The sequence below is a fragment of the Flavobacterium sp. T12S277 genome, from assembly GCF_048514875.1.
Classification (GTDB): Bacteria; Bacteroidota; Bacteroidia; order Flavobacteriales; family Flavobacteriaceae; genus Flavobacterium.
On record NZ_JBLYEG010000008.1, the window covers coordinates 138,099 to 161,001 of the forward strand.

Below are 22,903 nucleotides of genomic sequence, written 5' to 3' on the forward strand. Positions count from 1 at the left end.
TAATATCATTTGATAATAATATAACATAAAAATAACACTTGGGTTAGGATTAGATTTGGAAGATAAATTTGCAACACAGGTCAAATACTTTGATTTAAATCGTAATAAATTAAGATTTAAATTATCTGTCTTGCAAATAATTAACAAAACAACAAAAAGCTAAATAAAAACAAGTATTATGAAAAAGCAACTACTTTTATTAGTGTTGTGCTGTCTCTGGATCGCCCAGGGAATTAGAGCACAAGACTTAATCGGGCCTTCGCACAGCTGTCGCACAAAGGAGGTCAATGAATTGCAATTGAAGAACCACCCCGGTTCTTTAAAAGAGAATAAAGCTTTTAATCTTTTTAGTAAAGAGTATGCTAAAAAGATAAGCACCAGAAAGAGTTCTGAGAATACGACCTACATCATACCGGTTGTTTTTCACGTGTACGGAACGTCGTTCAATGGTAAAACGGTTACACTTCAAAAAATACAAGCGGCATTAAAAAATCTTAATGATGATTTTAAGGGGTTGAATGATGATTTCAATACCGTTGAACCCTTTTTTCAGGCCAGAAGGGGAACTTTAAATATCGAGTTCAGACTGGCACAAATCGATCCTAGCGGAAAATGTACTACCGGAGTAATTTTTGAAAGAAAAAAAGACGGTTACGGTAACGGAGGTGGTTACGACAACCAGATCCAGGCAGATGCATGGGACAACTACAAATACATGAACGTTTACATCCAAAACGATTTGTATGCCGATGGAGCAACCAACAATTCGGGAGTTTGCTGGTATCCGGATTCCTGGATGTCTGATAATAATCTGGCACGCTGCGTTTATAACGGAGCTTATTTGGGAGAGAATACCAATAAAGAATTTGCAGCGGTACTTACGCACGAGTTCGGACATTTCCTGAATCTGATTCACACTTTTGACGGTGGTTGTTCAGGGACCGATGAGGTAGACGATACTCCAAAAGAAGATGGAAAACACTCTTTAGGCTGTGTACCGGGAACAAATTGTGACGGTGATAAAGTAAATATTGAAAACTATATGGGATACAATGCTGCACAAGGATGCAGTAAAATGTTTACACAAGGACAGGTAACAAGAATGCTGGCTGCATTACAGCATCCGGCAAGAAGAACATTATGGGCGGCGCAAAATTTAACGGCTACCGGTGTTAATACCACGGGAAGCAGTTTGGTTTCTGACATCACAAGTTTTAAGGAAGATTTTGCTAATAACGGAACGATCTCCGGCAGCGCCAACATTACATTAAGTGGAACGACCTTTACCAAGTCGACAGGAACGTTAACTTCGGGTGTTGATTTTAGTGCTAATTTACCGGCTGGTTTAAGTGCGACGATTACAATCAATAGCAACAGCCAGGCTACGGTTACAATAACCGGAACAGCAACAGCTCATAATGCAAGTAATACGACTACTGGCGGAATCACTTTGTTAGCTCCTGCTTTGACCGGAGGAGTAAGTGGTATGCTTTGCGACGGATTGAGCTGGAATTTTAAATTTAGAGATCCGTATGGTATTTTCTTTGTGGATATTCCTGACATGACGGTTACACCAACATCTACCTGGAAATATTTTACGATTGAAAAAGGAGATGATCCAAAGTATGGCGTATGGCGATTTGCAGCCAACCATTTAAAAGTAGAAACGTATGGAAAAAGACTGATAACCAATACAGGAACAAATAATATTACTCCTCTTGGTTTTAACACTGCGATTAATGCTAGCAGTAATTTTACGGCACCTGGAGCTTATCCAAATCAATTAGATCTTAGAACTACATCTTATAAGGCCTGGGATGGTAAAACAGATTATTTTGGTTTTGAATATACTATCGATGGCGAAAAATGTTATGGTTGGTTAAAAGCAGTTGTTGCCGCAGATGGTTCGGGATACACTATTGTAGAATATGCTTATAACACGCAACCGGGTGGAACGATCTACACCGGAATGACAGATAAAGTTGCGTTAAGTGTTTCTCCGGCTGTTCTTTCTGAAGCTGCTGTCAACAATGGAAGTGTTTCGCAGACTTCTTCTTTTAAATTAACGACCAATAACGGAACTTTTGTTAAGAATTCAGGAGAATTAACTCCCGGAGTCGATTATACGATTAGTGGTGTTCCGGCAGGTTTAAGTGCTAAATTAAATGTCATTAGCAATACCGAAGTACAATTGGCTTTTACCGGAAATGCGGTTGCTCATCTGAAAGAAAACAGTGCTACAATTGCCATAACCTTTTTAAATCCGGCGATTACAGGAGGAGTAGCAACACTGTCCAGTTCGGGTACCTCTGTCAAAATTAACTTCAGAGATCCTTACGCTATTGTACATGTAAAAGATTTGAATTATACCGTAGATACAGCAAATACCTGGAAATTCTTTAGAATTACAGCTGATGCTGACCAACAGGATTATGGGGTTTTTGTAGATAAAGGGGATCTTAAATTGGAGACCTATACAAAATCTATTGTTTGTGAGGGGAACTCTTTAAATATGACTTTAATTGGAGCCAATCAGCTGATCAATGGCAGCAGTAACTTTGTTGAAGGAGGCAGTTATCCTAACCTGCACACTTTAAGAAATGCTTCTTATAAATCATGGGATGGAAAAACCGGTTATATTGGTTTTACCTTTACAATTGCAGGAGAGGCTTGTTACGGCTGGTTTAAAGTAAAAGTAAATGCCAAGGGTACGGCTTATACTTTATTAGAATATGCTTATAATACAGAACCTGGAGCCGGTATCAATACCGAAGATATTCCGGTAGATCTTTCGGTTCATTTGGCCAATACACCAGATGAAATCAATGAAAATGCAATGAGTAACGATGGAAGCTTCGAAACAAAAGTAACCATTCAGCTTACCACAAACGGCGGAACTTTTACAAAAAGTTCAGGAAGCCTGGTTCAGGGAACAGATTTTACGGTAACAGGATTACCGGCAGGTTTAACCGCAGAAATTACAGTACTAAACAGTACAACAGCAGAGTTAAGTTATACGGGTAAAGCAACGGCTAACGAAGCGTCAAATACAACCACTGCAACCATTACTTTCCTGAATCTTGCAATTACCGGAGGGGCTGCTATTTTAGACAGTGATAATTTTACGACTAAGTTTAATTTCAAGAATGCGTATAGAATTATTTATGTCGATATGCCAACTCCTTTAACCGTATCGGTTACAGGTTCGAAATGGATTCCATTTAACATCTCAGCTGAAGCCGACAATGCCAGTTATGGTTTATTTGTGGAAGGCAGCGATTTAAAATTAGAAAATTATAATAAAGATCTAGTTTGTGAGTCCGGAATTAATAACATTTCGTACCTGGGCTATAACGTTACCATTAGTGGCGCAAGCAATTGGAACGGAACAAGAGTTCCTACTTTAAGAAGCAGTTCTTATACCGCCTGGGACGGTAAAAAAGGGTATATCGGATTTAAATATACAAAAGACGGACATTCTTATTATGGTTATTTTGAAACCACTGTAAGTGCAGACGGTCAGAGTTATACCATCGATAAATATGCTTATAATACGGCACCGGAAGGTTCGATTACAACTCCGGCTTTATTTGCCCATATTTCTAATGTACCGGCCGGTATTTCTGAAGATGTGTCCAGTAACAATGGTACTTTTGGTACTACCGTAGCATTGACAATCGATGGTGGAACTTTTGCAAAAAGTCAGGGCAATCTGGTTGAAGGTACTGAATATACGATCGCAGGTTTACCTTCAGGTTTAACAGCCAGCATCACTATAACAAGCAGCACAACAGCGCAGGTAACATATTCCGGTAAAGCGGTATCAAATGATTTATTAGATGCAGCCACAGCAACCGTTACGTTTTTAGATCCTGCCATTACAGGCGGAGTTGCGAAACTGGATGTAGCTCATTTTACGACTGATTTTACTTATATCGATGCCTATAAAATTATTTATGTCGATTTGCCAGCTCCGTTAACAGTAGCTGTTGGAGGAACGACATGGAACTTTTTCAGAACTACAGCAGATGCCGATAATGCCGATTATGGATTGTTTGTTGAAGGAAGTAGTTTAAAACTGGAAACGTATAATAAAGAGTTAGTTTGTGAAGCCGGAGGCAACAATATTTCCTATATGGGGTATAACACTACAATTGACGGAACTAACAATTGGAACGGCACCAGAGTTCCTGCTTTAAGAAGCAGTACTTATACCGTTTGGGATGGTAAAACAGGTTTCATTGGTTTTAAATATGCCAAAAATGGAGTTCCTTATTATGGCTATTTTGAAGCCGTTGTGAGTGCAGACGGTCAGAGTTATTCGATAAGTAAATATGCTTACAATACTGCTCCTAATGCTGCGATTACGACACCTATCCAATTAGGTATGGTGAAGATGACCAATACTCCGGCTGTAATTGCTGAAGATGCACCAACAAATGATGGTCGATTTTTGACCGCTATTAGTGTAAGCTTAACGACAAATGGTGGAACTTTTACAAAAACCTCAGGAAATTTAACGGAAGGAACCGACTTTACCGTAACAGGACTGCCAGCAGGTTTAACCACCGAAATTGTGATCGCAAATAATACAACGGCTAAGGTAACTTATATTGGTAAAGCCACAGCAAATGAGGCTGCTAATGCAACTGTAGCCACAATAACCTTCTTGGATGCGGCCATTACTGGCGGAGTAGCTGTTTTAGAAAATAAATCGTTTACGACCGGATTTACTTTTACAAATGCGTATACTGTAGTGAAAGTAGATTTGCCAGCTCCAATTATAGTATCGGCTTCAAATCCTTCAGGATCCTTTAGGATTACTGCGGAGGCCGATGGAAATGAGACCGAATTTAAACTACAGTATGGCGAAGAGGGCTTGAAATTTTTGACCAATAACGGTTTAGTAAGCGAAACAGGAACAAGTTCAATTAGTTTCATTGGAACCAATCAGACAATTGGAGGAAGCAACAATTGGAATTCGTTGGGAGATGCAACGATTAGCAGTGCTGCTTACAATAACTGGAATGGAAAAACAGGATTTATCGGGTTTACATTTGTTAAAAGCGGTATTCCTTATTATGGTTATTTTGAAGCAGCCGTAAGTACAGATGGAAAAAGTTTTGCAGTAATACGATATGCGTATAGTGCAGGACCACAAGCTTTAATTACAACGCCTGCTACAGTTAATCCTTTTACTTTTCCTACTTTGGGCACTGTTGATTTTGAAACCAAAGTTAGCTATACCCAATATCCAAACCCGTTCAATGAGGCAATAAACATTAGCTCTGCTTCATTTTCTGGAAAGAAAGTACAGGTGTTGATTTATAATGCTTTAGGACAAAATATGTTCACTAAATCATATGACGCGTTATCTGATACGATAACTATTGATGGCAGTAATTTTACCACTGGTTTCTACTTCTTAAAAGTGACGGTAGACGGTAAAGTTCAGTCGGTTAAAAAGATAATAAAATAGTAAACTTTAGATTAGAAAATTGTTTTGGTGAGAGGCTGTCAGTAATGGCAGCCTTTCTGTTTTATATCCGGTTACAGCAATCCCAAAGTTTTGGCTTTTTCAATTAAATCTTTGTCACTTCCTTTTCCTTTTAGCAACTGATCTTTTATGTTTGCTTTTCTTTTTTCGATCGCACTCATAGAAAGTGGAATGTAATCGGGAAGGTTTACTGTTTTTACACCTTCAGAAATCAGGATTAAAATTTGATTGTCGTGATTGTCCCAGTTGATATTGCGCTTAAACAATTCTCTTTGAGATTCTACTATAGTATTGCTTCTGAATATTTCTCCGTTAATGATGTTTTTACAAATCACAGGAAATTGTTCAAAATTGATATCACTTTTGGAGATAAAACCTTCGGGCTGAATTCCTTTGATTATTTTGTCAACCGTCAGAGGTTCGCTGCGCATGGTAAGAAGAACTATCTTGCAATTAGGAAACTTTTCTTTGATGAGGTAGGCCAAGCCTATACCATCATTAATGTTTAATTGTTTGTAGGGAGGCAAATTAATATCGAGTAAGGCAAAATCGATATTGATATTTTGCTTATGATGAAGAATAATTTTATTGTAAGCATCTTCACAATTATGGCTTTTAATAAAATTTGGCAGTTTTTTCTGAAACTCACCATCAGATAAAAGATTGACATAACTATCGACCGTCATCGGATGGTCGTCGACGATTAAAATATTAAGATTCATAACTTGTTTAATTCTATTCACAACAAATGTAAGAAAATTTACGGTCTTTCCGTAATGCAGTTTTGATTGTTTTACAATTCGTTTTACGGCTTGAATGATAAATAGTTAAAGTCTCATTTTTAGTATAGAATAAATAAAATATTACGGATTTACCGTACATTTTAATCGGCAGTTTGCTGTTTTTTTGTTTTAATAATCAATTAAAGTTATTTTTTATGAAAACCAAGGTATTAATTCCGGGATTACTAATTTCTATTGCATTGTTGACTTTTTCATGTACAGCGGATGAGTATGAAACTCCTAACATGGAAAGCGGCCAATTGAAAAGAATAAATGAAAAATTAGACGCGAAAACAAAAAAAGCGGTAAATCAAACGTCTAATTCAGAAATTGATTTGTTGAATACTGATGGTGATCCTGAAATCACTAGACCAACCAGAAAGGACTAAGTTTTTTGTATTTATAAAAAAGACTATTTCATTTATTTTTAAATTTTATAGTCTTTTTATTTCAAAACGTTATATTTGAAATTGTAAAATAATACTTAAACTTTTGACAGCACCTTTTAAAATTATTTGCTTATTTCTTTTACTGACGTTTTTTTCCTGCCGGAAAAATGAGTTTGCTGATTCGAATGGCAAAACCACGATCTCATTTGATGATACGTATTTAAAAGGGGAAGAAAAGGAAAAGTACCTGGACTCAATATTTGAGTTGTTAAAGATTCAGAAAAATGATTCTCTTACCAGAAGTCTGCATTTTAAGCTGTCTACAGAGTACTATTACAATAAAAATGAAAAGAAATCTTTAGCGGCCAGTTTAGAGGCCCTGAGGCTGTCAATAGAGGTGGATGACAAAGAGGGAATTGCAAAAGCCTTTTATTACATTGGAGACAGTTATGGCAATGTAAAAAAAGACAGTGCCTATTTTTATTACCTGCAGGCAGAAAAAGTATATTACAAATTATCAGATTATGATAATACAGCAAGGATGTTGTTTAACAAAGCCTGTGTGTTGTTTTATGACGGAAATTATATCGAATGCGAAGTTGAAATCTCAAAGGCCTTACAACACCTGAAAGAATCCAAAGACCAGCGGCTGCTTTATTGCTGTAATGCATTAATGGGCAACTGTCTGGAGAAGCTCGTGAATTATGATAAAGCCTTGTGGTACCACCAGATGGCGTTGAATAATTTAGAGAAAATGAAACTGAATCATATTGATAAAGATGAGGTTAACAATTACAATGTAACTGCTACCATCAATATCTGTAATCTGTATGATTTAAAAGGAGAATATTTAAAATCTATTGCAAAGCTTGAAGGTTTGCTTACTAAAGATTTAGAAAAAAAATGGCCCCGATTGTATGCCAATGTTCTAAGCAATCTGGCCTATTCGAAGATGAAAATCGGAGAGTATGAGAATGTGCATGAAATGTTCACCAAATCGCTCGAAATTCTAAAAAACAAAGGCGATGAATCGGATATTTTATATAAAAAAATACATATTGGCGAATATTTCCTAACGCAGAAAGATACTACCAAAGCTATTGAAGTTCTGAAAGAAGCGAATGTATTAGCAACGCGAATTAAGAATAGTAATGAAGTTTTAACTTCACTAAAACTGTTGTCTACTTTAGACAAAGAGAATAGCCTTTACTATGCAAACGAGTATATTAATTTGAGTGACAGCATCAACATTGTTCAGAAAAATGCACACAATAAATATGCTAGAATCGAATACGAAACTTCCAGAATCGAAGATGAAAATAAAATTTTGACGAAAAAAAATTTCTATATCTTAATCATTTCATTTGCACTAGTTTTGCTACTGCTGATTATTGTTATTTTAAGATACTCCAAGTATAAAAACAAAGAATTACAGTTTTTAAAGAACCAGAAATCGGCCAACGAGGAGATCTATTTGCTTCTGATGGAACAGCATGAGAAAATAAACAATGCAAGAGATAATGAAAAATCTAAAATTGCAAAAGAACTTCATGATGGAGTAATGAATCGGATTTATGGCGTTCGAATGAATTTAGGCTTTTTTAATGCTAAAATAGAGCAGGAAATAATCGATAAACGAAAAGCGTATATTTTTGAGCTGCAAAACATAGAAAATGAGATTAGAACCATTTCACATGATTTAAGCAATAGTTCCTTTTTAGACGGTAATGATTTTAATATCTTACTGTTAAGCTTAGTGGAAAGTCAAAAAGACATAAGCAATACTCAGTTTACTTATACAACTGATGAAAATTTTGAGTGGTCGACCATTCAAAACATCTACAAGATCAATTTGTATCGCATCATTCAGGAAGCTATTTTAAATGTCAACAAATACGCTGACGCTACAAAGTGCGAAATCAGAATTCAATACCAAGGCAGTGGCTTCTTAAAAATGTCAATTACGGATAATGGCCAGGGATTTGATACCAAAACCAAAAAAGAAGGTATCGGACTGAACAATATGAAGGAAAGAACCAGCTCGTTAAAAGGCCAGTTTACTATTGAATCAGAAATTGGTGAGGGAACTAAAATCGAAGTCACTTTTAAAGTTCGGGAGCTGACTTAGCCTGATTCTAAATTTCAAATTCCAAATTCCAAATTCCAAATTCTACATTCCACATTCCACATTTCAGTTTCTGATAAAAAATAGACGCGGATGATACGGATTCGCTATGCGAAAACGCGGATTGACGCGGATTTTAAATTTCACATTTTCCTTTCCACTTCCTGATAAAAAAATAATACGCGGATGATATGGATTCGCTATGCGAAAACGCGGATTGACGCGGATTCCAAACTCCAAACTCCAAATTCCAAACTCCAAACATCACATCTTACAACTTACATTCCACAATTCACATCTCACATTTCACATGCCACATTTCACAAAAAAAAGAGATTCTTAAAATCGTTTAGCGCTTAGTGTTTGTTTACTAAAGGTTTAGTGGGATTGAAGTTCTTTGCGGCTGTAAATCATAAGTATTTGATTTATTGTCAGTGTTTTGTGCTTTTTAATGTGAAAGCCCGTAGTTTTTATTTAAAAAGTCCGTAATTTTTATATAAAGACTACTACTATTTTAGCGGTAAATAAAAGGTGTTTTAATTTTTAAAAACCGCATTTGGATAAGGATTCTCGTAACCGAGAACAGCGAAGCTATTAAAAAAACTGAAGAGTATTTATGAAGTCAATTCACAATGGTTGGTATGTTTTATATGTTAAATGCCATCATGAAAGAAAAGTATTTGATGGGCTTGGACATTTGTCAATTAGAGCTTTTTTGCCAACAATTGAGGTACCAAGTAAACGTACAGATCGAAAGAAAAGTATTCAGAAATTACTTTTCCCTTCTTATGTTTTTGTAAAGATAAATTCGTCATTAGAATTTTACAAAACGCTTTCGGTTAATGGGGCCTGTATGTACATCCGCTTTGGAATGGAGTACGCTAAGGTGAGTGACGACGAAATGAGAAAAATTGAACTTTTGTTGCTCAACAATGATGTGACTGAGATTGAAACCCATGTTGAAGAATTTAAAGTAGGTGACTTTAAAACAATCTCTTACGGTTCATTAAGCGGATTAGAATGCGAGGTACTAAACACTAATAATACCAATAAAATTGTGGTTAGAATTGATTCCTTACAGAAAAACATCACCGCTACAATTCCATCCTATTATTTACAAAATTAAGGCTATGAGGTAGAAGAGTCTGTTTTTATAAGAAACTTTTAAATCTTGGATAAAACAATTTTTTCTAGCCGAAATACTAATGATTTAAATATCTATAGTATCCATATAATTACTAGGATTATAAAGCGATTTCGTTCGCCTGATTTATTTGATTAAAAAAGACCAAATTATTTACAATTCAATTAAGAACCTTTCTGTTTTTTTCATTCCGTAACGGAGAAGTTGAAGGTTCATCAAATTATAAGATTTTAAATGACAACCATCGAACAAAAAAGCATTTCGAACTACTGGATCACAAAAGTTAAAAATAATCCTTTGGTCAATAGTGTTCCGGTAGAAAACCCGCAAAGCAGGACTGTAGAAGTGGAGAGTAGTAGTCTTTCCTTCTTTAAAAAGCTTACCAATGAAAATGCTATAGCCGAATTAACAGTTTTATTAGCGGTTTATACGGCTTTGTTGCAGCGCTATTTCGAAGAGGAAAGTTTTATTTTTTCATCGAAAGCGGATGTTGCCGAAACAGCTTTACTGTATAAAAACAGCACCACATCAGGTAAATTTTTTAAAGAGTATTTACAGGAAGTTAAAAAAGAAGTACAGGAAGTTTACAGCTGTTCGGACTATGACGCTACGTTACAGGAAAAATATCCTTTTTCGGCCTATGCGCTCTTTGGCTTTTTTTATAATACCACAGCTGTGGAAGCAAAAAATAAATTTCCGTTTTCATTAACAGTACATAAAAACGATAACGGATTAACAGTAAACCTTTCTTACGATGCGTCATTTATAGAAGACCGTTTAGCGGCACATTTTTTAAGTAGTTACACCAACTGGCTAAGGGATCTGGAGCTTTATATTAATGAATTTGTTGCTAAAGTACCCGTTGTGACGTTGTTGGAAAAAGAAGAATTATTAAACCATTTTAATTCTTCTTTAAAAGAATATCCAAACAAGACTCTGGTGGAATTGTTTGAAGAACAAGCAGCAAAAACACCCGATCATACCGCTGTTATTTTTAGAAATGCCGAATTGAGCTACAGGGAACTGAATGAGAAAGCCAATCAGTTGGCACATTATCTCAGAAAGGAATATGATATTCGGCCGAATGATTTAGTTGGAATAAAACTGGAACGCAACGAATTGATACTCGTAGTGCTATTGGGGATTCTTAAATCGGGGGCCGCCTATGTGCCAATAGATGTTAATTACCCTGAAGAACGTATTCAATACATAGAAAAGGACAGCCAGTGCAAAATTGTAATTGATGAAAATCAATTCAGAAATTATCTTGCCCATAAAGACAATTATAAAACGGAGAATCTCAAAAGAACGAATGATTTTACCGATTTAGCCTATATCATTTATACGTCGGGAACTACCGGAAACCCGAAAGGCGTTATGATTACACATCAAAACGCGGCAGTTTTGCTTTACTGGTCTCAGGAAGAGTTTGACGCGACTGCTTTTGATATCGTGTATGCAGCAACTTCGTATTGTTTTGATCTTTCGGTTTATGAGTTTTTTTATCCTTTGTCTGTCGGAAAAAAGATAAGAATTCTGGACAATGCTTTAGAAATAGGAGAGGCTCTAGTGCACGACAAAAAGGTATTGATCAATACAGTCCCTTCGAGTATTAGAAATGTTATAGAAAGCGGGTATAGTTTAGAAAATGCCACGATAATCAATTTGGCGGGCGAACCTTTTCCGGTGGATATTGCTAAGAAATTATTAGAAACGAATGCTGAGATAAGAAATTTATACGGCCCGTCTGAAGATACCACTTACAGTACGGTGTACCGATTATCATCAGAAAAAGAATATACCGCTTCGGTCTCAATAGGCAAACCCATTGCCAATACTCAGGTTTACATACTCGATAAAAATTTAGAGGTAGTGCCTGTGGGTGTAGCCGGAAAATTGTATATCTCGGGAGAAGGTTTGTCCAAAGGTTATCTGAACCGTCCTGAATTAACGGCAGAAAAGTTTATATCCAATCCGTTCAAGGCAGGATCTTTAATGTACGACACCGGTGATATGGCCAAATGGCTTTCGGATGGAACTATTGATTTTCTGGGAAGAAAAGACCATCAGGTAAAACTAAGGGGATATCGCGTAGAACTTGGAGAAATTGAAAATGCAATTCTTTCCTTTTCCAACAGTATAACGCAGGCCGTTGTTTTGGTCTTGCAAAATAACGGATTGCAGAATTTAGTGGCGTATTTTACTAAGAACGAAACAATAGATCACGAAACGTTAAAAAGTTATCTGAAAGAAAAACTTCCGGCTTTTATGGTGCCTCAGTATTTTATCGGTTTGGATAAAATTCCGTTAACGCCAAATGGCAAAATAGACCGAAAGGTTCTTGAAAATTTACCATTGTATCAGGTTTCAAATGCTAATTATATAGCTCCTAGAAATCAGACAGAAAATACATTGGCCCTTATTTGGCAGGAAATTTTAGGGATTGAAAAAGTAGGGATCGAAGATCATTTTTTCGACCTCGGAGGACATAGTTTGATGATAGGTCAGGTGATCAACCAGATTTACAAAAAACTTGAGGGGACGATATCCTACAAAGAATTTTTTCTAACACCTACTATTGCACAAATAAGTCAAAAAATAAAAAAAGGAGGTTATAAGGCAATTCCCAAAGCACAAGCCCAGGGATATTTCCCGTTAGCCTCTTCACAACATAAAATTTGGGTACTCAGTCAGTTTGAAGGAGGTAACAGTGCCTACAACATGCACGGTGCCCTAAAGCTTACGGGGAATCTGGAGGCAGCAAAACTGGAGGAAGCTTTCCGACTTTTAATTTCGAAATACGAAATTTTAAGAACCTATTTTAAAGCGGGTTATGATGGCGAAATAAGCCAGTACATTTTAGGAGAGGGCGAATGGAAATTTTCGCTTGTTCAAGAAAATTTTTCCGATAAAAGTGCTTCAGCGCTTTCTGAATATTTACAGGAGCAGCAAGCCACTGTTTTTGATTTGACGACTGCACCTTTATTAAAAGCAGTTCTTCTAAAAACGAAAGAAAAGGAATATGTTCTTTCTTTGGTGATCCAGCATGCCATAGGCGACGGCTGGTCATTAGAAGTGATGTTTGCTGAAATTGTCGCGGCTTACAATAATCTGATTCATGGAAAATTAATCGATTTGCCGGCTGATATCCTTCAATACAAAGATTATGCGGTATGGCAGCAGTCACAGGAAAATGAAAAATCGGTTTTAGATTCAGAAGCCTATTGGTTGTCGGTTTTTAAAGGAGATCTGCCTGTTTTAGAATTGCCAAGTTACAAAAGCCGTCCGGCCAGACAAACTTATAAGGGCAACACGCTTTCGTTCCAGTTTTCGGAGGCTTTTTTAGCTAAACTAAAACATTTTTCTAAAGCAAATTCAGTTACGCCGTTTATGACTTTAATGGCCGGAATCAATGCGTTATTATACCGTTACACCAATCAGAATACCATCATTCTGGGAACTCCGATAGCCGGAAGAGAACATCCGGAGCTTGAAAATCAGCTGGGTTTATTTTTAAACACCTTAGCGATTAAAACACAGCTAACCGGAACAGATCGCTTTTCGGATTTATTAGACCAGCAAAAAAAGACCTTAATCGATGCCTACGAACATCAGAATTATGCTTTTAGCACTTTGGTCAATAAGCTTAATTTAAAAAGAGACGCTTCAAGATCGGCCTTATTTGATGTGCTGGTGGTGTTGCAAAATCAGGCCCAATTAAACACCTTACAAACAAAAACTCCAATGGTGGGAGTTGATGTAGCGCCTTTTGAAATGAAGCGTACGACGTCGCAGTTTGACCTTAGTTTTATTTTTACAGAGCAGGAAGAAGGGCTGTTGTTACGTTTGGAATACAACACCGATATTTATGACGAATTCTGGATTAAGGCTATATTTAGCCATCTTGAAAATCTGTTGACAGTCGTGTTTAAAGATGCATCGGTTACTATTGATGCAATTGGCTATATAGCCGAAACCGAAAAAGAATTGTTGCTGAATACGTTCAATGAAACGGAAATTTATTTTCCAAAAGAGGCTACTATTGTTGATTTACTGGAATTGCAGACAGATAAAACCCCAAACGATTGTGCGCTGATCTTTAATGAGGTACAATTGACTTATACCGAACTGCACACGCAATCCAATCAGCTGGCGTGTTACCTGAGAGAAAAGTACAACATCCAGCCAAACGATTTAGTGGGGGTACGTTTAAAAAGAGACGAACGTTTGGTAACGACCATTTTAGGAGTGCTTAAATCGGGAGCGGCTTATGTGCCTATAGATGTTAATTACCCGGAAGAACGTATTGCCTACATCGTAGCCGATAGTAATTGCAAGGTGGTAATTGACGAAAAAGAACTGGATCAGTTTCTGGTAAAGAAAGAGCAATACGGTACAGAGAACCTTCAGAAAATAAGCAAAGCCGAAGATCTGGCCTACGTTATTTATACTTCGGGAACCACCGGTAAACCAAAAGGAGTTCTGATTACGAATAAAAACGTGGTGGCCTTATTGTACTGGGCTAAAAAAGAATTTAATACAGCACATTTTGATTTAGTTTATGCAGCAACCTCACATTGTTTTGATCTTTCGGCCTATGAGATGTTTTTTACCTTATCCGTTGGAAAAACAATAAAGTTGCTCAGCAATGCTTTGGAAATAGGCAAAGAATTAAAAAAGGACAAAAGAGTAGTACTGAATACAGTTCCTTCAAGCATTCGAAGTCTGATTGAAGAAGATTTTTCTGCTTTGCAAAATGCGAGTATTATCAATTTAGCGGGAGAGCCATTTCCGGTGGATATTGCGAGAGAGTTGTTACGCACAAATGCTGAGGTAAGAAACTTATACGGACCTTCTGAAGATACCACTTACAGTACCTATTATAAATTAGAAAAAGGTAAAGAATACAAGACAATTCCTGTAGGGAAACCAATTTCTAATACACAAGCTTATATACTGGACGAAAACCTACGGCTAACACCTATTGGTATCACAGGGAGACTCTACTTAGCGGGTGAAGGTATAGCACTTGGTTACCTGAATAAAGAAGAACTCAGCGCTGCAAAGTTTATTAAAAACCCATTTGTGGAGGGAAGTACCCTATACGATACGGGCGACATGGTGAAATGGTTTCCCGACGGAAATATCGAATTTCTGGGCAGAAAAGATCATCAGGTAAAATTGAGAGGATACAGAATAGAACTGGACGAAATAGAAAATTGTTTGTTGCAGTTTTCAGCTGCTCTAAAACAAGTTGTTGTTGCCGTAAAACAGTTGAAAGGTGTTGACGTTTTGGCAGCCTATTACACAGGAGGCGAGGGTATTGCTAAAAATGAATTTAAAGAATATCTGCAAAACAAACTGCCTGCTTATATGGTTCCGCAATACTATGTTGCCGTTCCTTTTATCCCTTTATCGCCTAATGGAAAAACAGACAAGGAGGCACTTCCGGCTGTCGATGCAGGTAGCGAGACAAATAACGAACGTATCGCTCCAAAAGGAAGAATTGAAAAAACATTAGCCCTTATTTGGAAAGATATTTTAGCTGTAGACACCGTTAATGCGACCGATGATTTCTTTAATTTAGGTGGGCATAGTTTAAAGTTGGGGCAGCTGATCAATAAAATAAACGAACAGCTTCAGGTTACCGTTTCTTTTGAAAAACTGTTTGAGTACTCCATTTTAAGAGATCAGGCCGAATTAGTAAAAACATCGTTTTCCAACAATTTTGCCCCTATCGCGGTTGTATCTCAGGCCGTTTCTTACGAAATGTCATATGCTCAGAAAAGTCTTTGGATGGTAAGTCAGTTTAAAGGCAATGAGGTGGCTTACAACATTCCTGCGGTATATCATTTTTACGGAATACTGGACATTATCGCTTTTAAGGAAGCCTTGTTTCGCGTGATCAAAAAGCACGAAATATTAAGAACTGTTTTTAAAGAAGACGACGAAAAAAATATCAGACAGTTCATTACCCCGTCAGAAGAATTTAAATTTTCGATAGGATGTGACGACTTTAGCGGTCATAGCGATAAAGAGCTTTTATTGGAAGAGGAGATTCAGCAAACAGCCGGGTTTGTATTTAATCTCTTCAAGGGACCTTTATTCAAAGCAAAAATAATACGTATCGATCGCGAACACCATACCTTATTGTTCGTCATTCATCACATTATATCCGATGCCTGGTCGCTACAGCTTCTGGTCGAAGAGATAAGCAGTACTTACAATTTGATATTGAAAAAAGAAGCCATTCTTCCCTCTTCCAAATTAGACATTCAATACAAAGAATACAGCCATTGGTTGAAGCATCAAATAGAAACCAATGTAATTACCAATGCCTATTGGATGAAGGAATTACAGGGACATTTAAAACCGCTACAGCTTAAATACGATTATTTGCAGGAAACTATTTCAGAGGATCAGGACAGTAAAATAGAGTTTATCCTCAATCCCGCAGTTAATTCGGCCATCAAAAAAATAGCTAAAAAACTGAATGTTACTGAATTTACATTTCACTTAGCGGCCTTCTTTAGCTTTTTACACTTACAAACAGAGCAATCTGATATTATACTGGGCGTTCCGTTTGCCGGAAGAGCTCATGCCAATCTCGAAGACCAATTAGGCTATTATGTGAATCTGCTTCCGGTCAGAATCAAGCTGCATCAGGACGAAAATTTCGACAGCATCATCAGACTGGTTCAGGACAAATTGTCAAAAGCTTTTGAGCATCAAATGTATCCTATCGATTTAATCTTAAGAGATTTAGAATTTGAAAGGGGTGATCGCGGAACTAATTTTATCAATAGCGGTTTTACCTGGAATGAGCTCGCTCAGGACGAATTCAGTATCAACGAAAATCTTAAAGTAAAAGCGCAAAGTGTAGCCACAGCACAGGTGAAGTATGATTTGTGGGTCATTTCAAACGGTTCACATTTCACTCTTGAATACAGAAAAGAGGCTTTTAGCAGCGCTACCATAGAACTGTTTGTAGAACGCTATTTGGTTTTTTTAGAAGAAGTATCAAAAGACATCGAACAGGAGATCGCCGCGTACAGTTTCAAAACCCAACGCGAAAAAGAACTGGAAGCTTCCAGAATAAATATCGAAATCAATTTTTAGCGACAACATACCAATCCTAAAAAGAGCTAATAAACCTTTTGTAACCCCTGCAATTAATCCGTTTATATCATGAAAGATAAAAAAATCATACAAGATTATTGGTTTAATAAAATAAAACAATACAGTAATGATACCAATCACCTGCTTAGTAAATATGAACAAATTCCTTCTGGTAGCTATAGTATTTTATTAAAAAGTAGCTGTTTAGATAAAGTCAATAAATTATCAGGAGGGAATGTTCTTGCTGCGGGCACCATATACTTGTCGGTTTTTAATGCACTACTAAAAAGATACACTAACAGCGATAGTATTTGGGTGGCTTCATCTCCTTTTTCTTTGCAGAACGAACCTCAGGAAAAAGACAGTGTACTATTTTATCATACCGCGATATCCAATACCGCTACTTTAAGAGACGTAATAAATGCCACCAAAAAAGAGATTGAAGATACACTGCTTTATGAAGCTATTGATTTTGAATTAATTGAAAATGAATTTCTGAATCTTGAACTGACTCAGGAAGAATATCTGCATTATGCGTTTGCTTACACGAAATTAAACCCTAAAAACAACCGCATTGCTCAGGCCAAACTTTGTCTGGAAATAGACGATACGCACGCGGGTCACGAAGCGATAAAGATACATTATGATGCGGCAAAATATGCTGCTTCTTTCATCGAAAATCTGGTTCAGTACTATACGCATATACTGGATAATATAAGCGATTTGATTGATACTAAGGTAAATGAAACAGAATGTATCACCGAATCTGAGAAACAGCAGTTACTGGAATTTTCGGGAGAAGCGGAGCAAAGGATTGAAACCACTGTCATTGCCGCTTTTGAAGAGCAGGTTGCCGCAACTCCGCATAACATCGCTTTAGTTCATAAAGAAAAAAAATATACGTATGCTGCTGTAAACCAGAAAGCAAATCAGCTGGCTTATCAGCTGCAGAAAGAGTACGGTATCCAACCCGGAGATCGCATTGGGGTCATGACCGATTACTCTGATAATACCATTTTTACCTTTGTTGCCGCATTAAAACTGGGGGCTGTTTATTTGCCTTTAGACCATAATCTTACCGAAGAAAGACTTGCTTACATACTGTCTGATACACAGCCTAAGGTGATCATCACACAAATCGAATACCTGAACGATCTGATTCCTTATTCGGTTCCGCTGTTTAGTATCGACGTCATGCTTGGCGAAGAAAATCTTTCCGATTCAAATTGGGAAAGCAGCAACAGCAAAGGCGACATTGCGTACATCATGTACACCTCTGGATCAACCGGAGTGCCTAAGGGAGTTGTGGTAAAAGATAAAAGTATAGTACGACTGGTTAAAGAAACCAACTACATAAAAATTGACCCTCAGGATCGTATTTTGGCGATCTCAAATCCTTCATTTGACGGTTCTACATTTGACATCTGGGGAACCTTATTAAATGGGGCGACCTTACACATTCCCGAGAAAGATTTAGTACTCAATTTTGAGTTGCTGTTTCAGGCCATTACTGCAAATGAAATTTCAGTTGTTTTTATGACCACGGCCTTATTTAACGCTATGGTGGATACTGATATCGAAAGTCTCAGAAATTTAAGAAAAATTCTGTTTGGCGGAGAAATGGTATCCGTATCGCATGTGCGAAAGTTCGTAAATCATATCGGAAGCGGAAGATTATTACACGTTTACGGACCTACTGAAAATACCACTTTTTCGACTTTTTACCCTGTCGACGAAGTTCCGGAAGAAGCACAGAGTATTCCAATCGGAAAACCCATTTCGTATACACAAGGTTTCATTTTGAATGAGAATATGAAATTGCAGCCTATTGGAGTTTCGGGCGAACTGTATGTTTCGGGCGAAGGTCTGGCAGCCGGTTACTTAAACAAAGAAGAACTGACGTCTAAAAGTTTTGTCGAAAACCCTTATCTGCAAAACTCATTATTATACAAAACCGGAGACATCTGCAAATGGTTGCCGGACGGAAATATAGAAATCATAGGCAGAAGCGACAGTCAGGTGAAAATTCGTGGTTTCAGAATAGAATTGGGAGAAATCGAACGAAAAATAACAAGTTACAGCGGTATTACCGAGGCTGTAATTCTGGTGAACAAAGACAGCCATGACGTGAAATTTTTAGCTGCTTTTTTTGTGGCCGAAACCCCAATCAGTGCTGCTGAACTTCGTTTGTTCTTAGCCAAAAAACTACCGAATTATATGGTTCCGGATCATATTACTCAGGTGCAGCAAATACCCTTAAACAGAAACGGAAAAGTAGATCAGAAAGAACTGAACCAACTGGCCCAATCAAAAAAAGAAGTAACAAGAGAACTGATTTTGCCAACGACAGAAATTCAGATCGCCCTGCACGACATCTGGAAGGAATTGTTTGGGAAAGAGGATATCAGTATAACAGACGACTTTTTTGATATCGGAGGACATAGCATCAAGGCCATGAACCTGGTGTCGGCGATTCATAAAAATTTAAATATAAAAATAGAGATCGGAAACGTTTTTGAAGACAGAACCATTAAAGCGCTTTCAGAAACCGTATTGCAGGCTAAGGAAAATTATTTTCAGGAAATAGAGGCTTTAGCGCAACAATCCAGTTACCCGGTTTCATCGGCACAACAACGTTTTTGGGCCTTAAGCCAGTTTCAGGAAGCTAATAAAGCCTACACAATTCCGAGTATTTACACTTTTGAAGGAGAGCTGGACCAATCGGCATTATCTTTTGCCTTTCAAACCATAACAGCACGACATGAAAGTTTCAGAACCACTTTTAAAGAAGAAGAAAATCAGGGGTTAAGACAAATTATTGCACCCGAAAAGAACAGTAATTTTTCGATTGATACCATTGATTTTAGAAACCGTTCAGAGGAGGAATTAGAAAAAACAATAAACGATTTAATTCAGGTTGTATTTAATCTGTCTGAAGGGCCGCTTTTAAAAGTAAGTTTATTGCAGGTAGAAGAATCCAGATGGGTTTTGGTTTCAGTGATGCATCATATCATTAGCGACGGATTGTCGATGGAAGTTTTTATTGAAGAATTGCTGCATTTGTACAAAGCACATAAAAACAAACTTGCGGTAAACTTACAACCGCTACGAATTCAATATAAAGATTTTGCGTCCTGGCAAAACGAACAGTTAAAAAATGAAACCTTAGCCGTTCATAAAGCCTACTGGATTGAAAAATTCGCAGGAGAATTGCCTGTACTCAATCTGCAAAAAAGTAAAATTCGTCCTAAAATTAAATCGTACAATGGTGAAACAGTTACCGTAAACATTGATACTAAGACGGTACAGGATTTTAAAAATGTATTGGACAAGGAAAACCTGACTTTATTTATGGGCTTGGTGACTGTCGTAAATCTGTTGATTTACAAATACACCAATCAGCAGGATATTATACTGGGAAGCACAATTACTGGAAGGAATCATAGTGATTTAGAAGGACAAATTGGTTGTTTTATTAACGTATTGCCTTTGCGTTGCCAGTTTTCGGACGAGGATTCTGTAACAGCGTTATTCCGTAAGGTAAAAAAACTGACTAAGGAAGCCTACGAACATCAAATTTATCCTTTTGATCAATTAATTGCCGACCTGAATCTGACTCACGATATCAGCAGAAACCCGTTGTTTGATGCTACTGTCGTTTTACAAAATACCGATTTAGATCAAAAAATAGATTCTTTAAACAGCGAAGGCCTTGCAATAGCCTTGTATGAAAAAACGAAAGCTGCCGTGAGCAGATTTGACATTTCATTCAATTTTGTAGAAACCCTAAAAGGACTGGAGTTTAGTTTAGTATACAATACCGACATTTTTGATGCAGCTTTTATAGGTCAAATTCAAAAACATTTTCAAAACCTGTTGGTTGCTGTAACCGCTAATCCGGATCGTGACCTTGCTGCTCTGCCATATTTATCTGTTGGTGAAATACAGCTTCTTTCAGCAGATTTTAGCAGTGGTATTTTTAGTACCGAAGTTTGTATGGATATCGTGGATGCTTTTCGTCAACAAGTCTATAAAGCTCCTTGGCAAATAGCAGTGGTCTATAAAAACACCCAGTTAACCTATGAAGAATTAGATCATAATTCGAACAAAATAGCCCATTTGCTAACCACAGAATATGGCGTAGGTAAAGGTGACAAAGTTGGAATTATTCTCGATAAATCAGAACTTCTGATTAGCAGCATACTCGGAATTTTGAAAGCAGGCGGGATCTATGTCCCAATTGATACCGAGAGTCCGAAGATCAGAAAACAGTTTATCGCCAACGACATTGACACCAAAACCATCATTACGCAGATGGACTATATGTTTGACCTTGATTTTTTTGAGGGAAGCCTTGTAGCCATAGATGTTCAGTTAGATGCCTTAGAAAAGGTGTCGCTGTCCAAACAGGTTATAAACGATCCCGAAGCTCCGGCTTACATCATGTACACTTCCGGTTCTACAGGAAATCCAAAAGGGGTTTTAGTACCGCATAAAGGGGTTACGCGATTGGTTAAAAACACCAATTATCTTGATTTTGATACGGTAAACTCCATACTGTCTACAGGTTCAGTGTCTTTTGATGCTTCTACTTTTGAATTCTGGGGAGCACTGCTTAATGGCGGAAAATTGGTTTTATGTGATAAAGAAGAGCTGTTGAATACCAAAAAACTTTCGACATTAATAAAAGCGGAAAAAGTAGATACGATGTGGTTTACATCGGGATTGCTGAATCAGTTTACAGATCAGGATGTATCGGTTTTTGAAGGATTAACCAATGTACTTGCTGGAGGTGAAAAATTATCGGCCAAGCACATTCGTAAATTGATCGAAACCTATCCCAAACTAAACCTTATTAACGGTTACGGACCTACTGAAAACACTACGTTTTCGGCAACCTATAAAATTACAGCACCCGTAGAAGAAGATATTCCTATTGGAAAACCCATCAACAATTCGAAGGCATACATTTTAGATCAAAGTTTACAATTATGCCCGCTGGGAGTGATTGGCGAAATATATCTGGCAGGTGATGGCCTCTCTTTGGGCTACCTGAATGCACCAACATTAAATGCCGAAAAATTCCTGACGCCGGCAAGTTTAAACTATGAAAGAGTTTATAAAACGGGCGATTTAGGATTATGGCTGCCGGATGGTAACATTAAATTCTTTGGAAGAAAAGACAACCAGGTCAAACTTCGCGGGTACAGAATCGAACTCAATGACATCGAAAAAACTTTAGACGCGCATCCTGAAATCAATGGGGCAGTAGTGGTGTTAAAGGAAACGGCAACCGATAAATTTATTGTGGCTTACGTCAAAACAACTGCGACAATGAATACGAAGGAGCTAAAGGCCTATCTGGGCGACAGACTTCCTTTTTATATGATTCCGAGCTATTTTATTGAAGTAGACGATTTCATTTTGAACAAAAACGGAAAGGTGGACAAAGACCTGCTTCCCGAAATTGATTTATCCCAATTAGAAAGAGAATACATCGCCTACAGAAACGAAACCGAGAAAAGCCTGTCTGAAATCTGGAGCGAAATACTGGGGATTGAAAAGATCAGTGTAACCGATGATTTCTTTGAAATAGGAGGACATAGCTTAAGAGCGGTGAAATTGGCCAATAGCATTCAGGAGCGTTTTGGTGTTGAAATAAGTATTGGCCACATATTCCAATTCCGAACTATTGAAGCCATGGGAGAACAGCTCAGTTTCATTCAGAAACAAGAAGAGTTAACCGCAAACAAAAAAGACCTTCAGGAAATAGATATCGACTTGTAACAGCGTCTTTTGAGCATAAAACGTGTTGCCATTTTACTTTAATAATTGAAAAAAGATCCT

7 protein-coding genes are annotated in these 22,903 nt (G+C 37.3%); 6 read left to right on the plus strand and 1 reads right to left on the minus strand.

What is annotated here, in order from left to right; genetic code table 11:
• Positions 1–178: 178 nt before the first annotated feature.
• Positions 179–5,479 carry a M43 family zinc metalloprotease gene (locus ACN1CN_RS13535; RefSeq protein ID WP_419136037.1) on the plus strand — a complete coding sequence of 1,767 codons (5,301 nt, stop codon included), beginning with the start codon at positions 179–181 and terminating at the stop codon, positions 5,477–5,479.
• 71 nt (positions 5,480–5,550) lie between these two features.
• Here ACN1CN_RS13535 and ACN1CN_RS13540 read toward each other — a convergent pair whose 3' ends face one another.
• Entirely contained in the window at positions 5,551–6,219 is a 669-nt protein-coding gene (locus tag ACN1CN_RS13540; protein ID WP_264524519.1) for a response regulator, read from the minus strand.
• A gap of 215 nt (positions 6,220–6,434) precedes the next feature.
• Here ACN1CN_RS13540 and ACN1CN_RS13545 point away from each other — a divergent pair, with 215 nt between their 5' ends.
• From ACN1CN_RS13545 to ACN1CN_RS13565, 5 genes are all read left to right on the plus strand, one after another.
• Entirely contained in the window at positions 6,435–6,668 is a 234-nt protein-coding gene (locus ACN1CN_RS13545) for a hypothetical protein (protein ID WP_419136038.1), read from the plus strand.
• A 103-nt stretch (positions 6,669–6,771) separates the two neighbouring features.
• On the plus strand, positions 6,772–8,796 hold the full coding sequence (locus ACN1CN_RS13550; protein ID WP_419136039.1) for a tetratricopeptide repeat-containing sensor histidine kinase: 2,025 nt from the start codon (positions 6,772–6,774) through the stop codon (positions 8,794–8,796).
• Positions 8,797–9,409: 613 nt separating this feature from the next.
• Positions 9,410–9,919 (plus strand): UpxY family transcription antiterminator, encoded by a 510-nt coding sequence (locus ACN1CN_RS13555; protein WP_264524516.1) that lies wholly within the window; start codon positions 9,410–9,412, stop codon positions 9,917–9,919.
• Between the two features lie 252 nt (positions 9,920–10,171).
• Positions 10,172–17,056, plus strand: coding sequence for an amino acid adenylation domain-containing protein (locus ACN1CN_RS13560; RefSeq protein WP_419136040.1), 6,885 nt, complete (start codon positions 10,172–10,174; stop codon positions 17,054–17,056).
• 69 nt (positions 17,057–17,125) lie between these two features.
• On the plus strand, positions 17,126–22,843 hold the full coding sequence (locus ACN1CN_RS13565) for an amino acid adenylation domain-containing protein (protein ID WP_419136041.1): 5,718 nt from the start codon (positions 17,126–17,128) through the stop codon (positions 22,841–22,843).
• Positions 22,844–22,903: the final 60 nt, after the last annotated feature.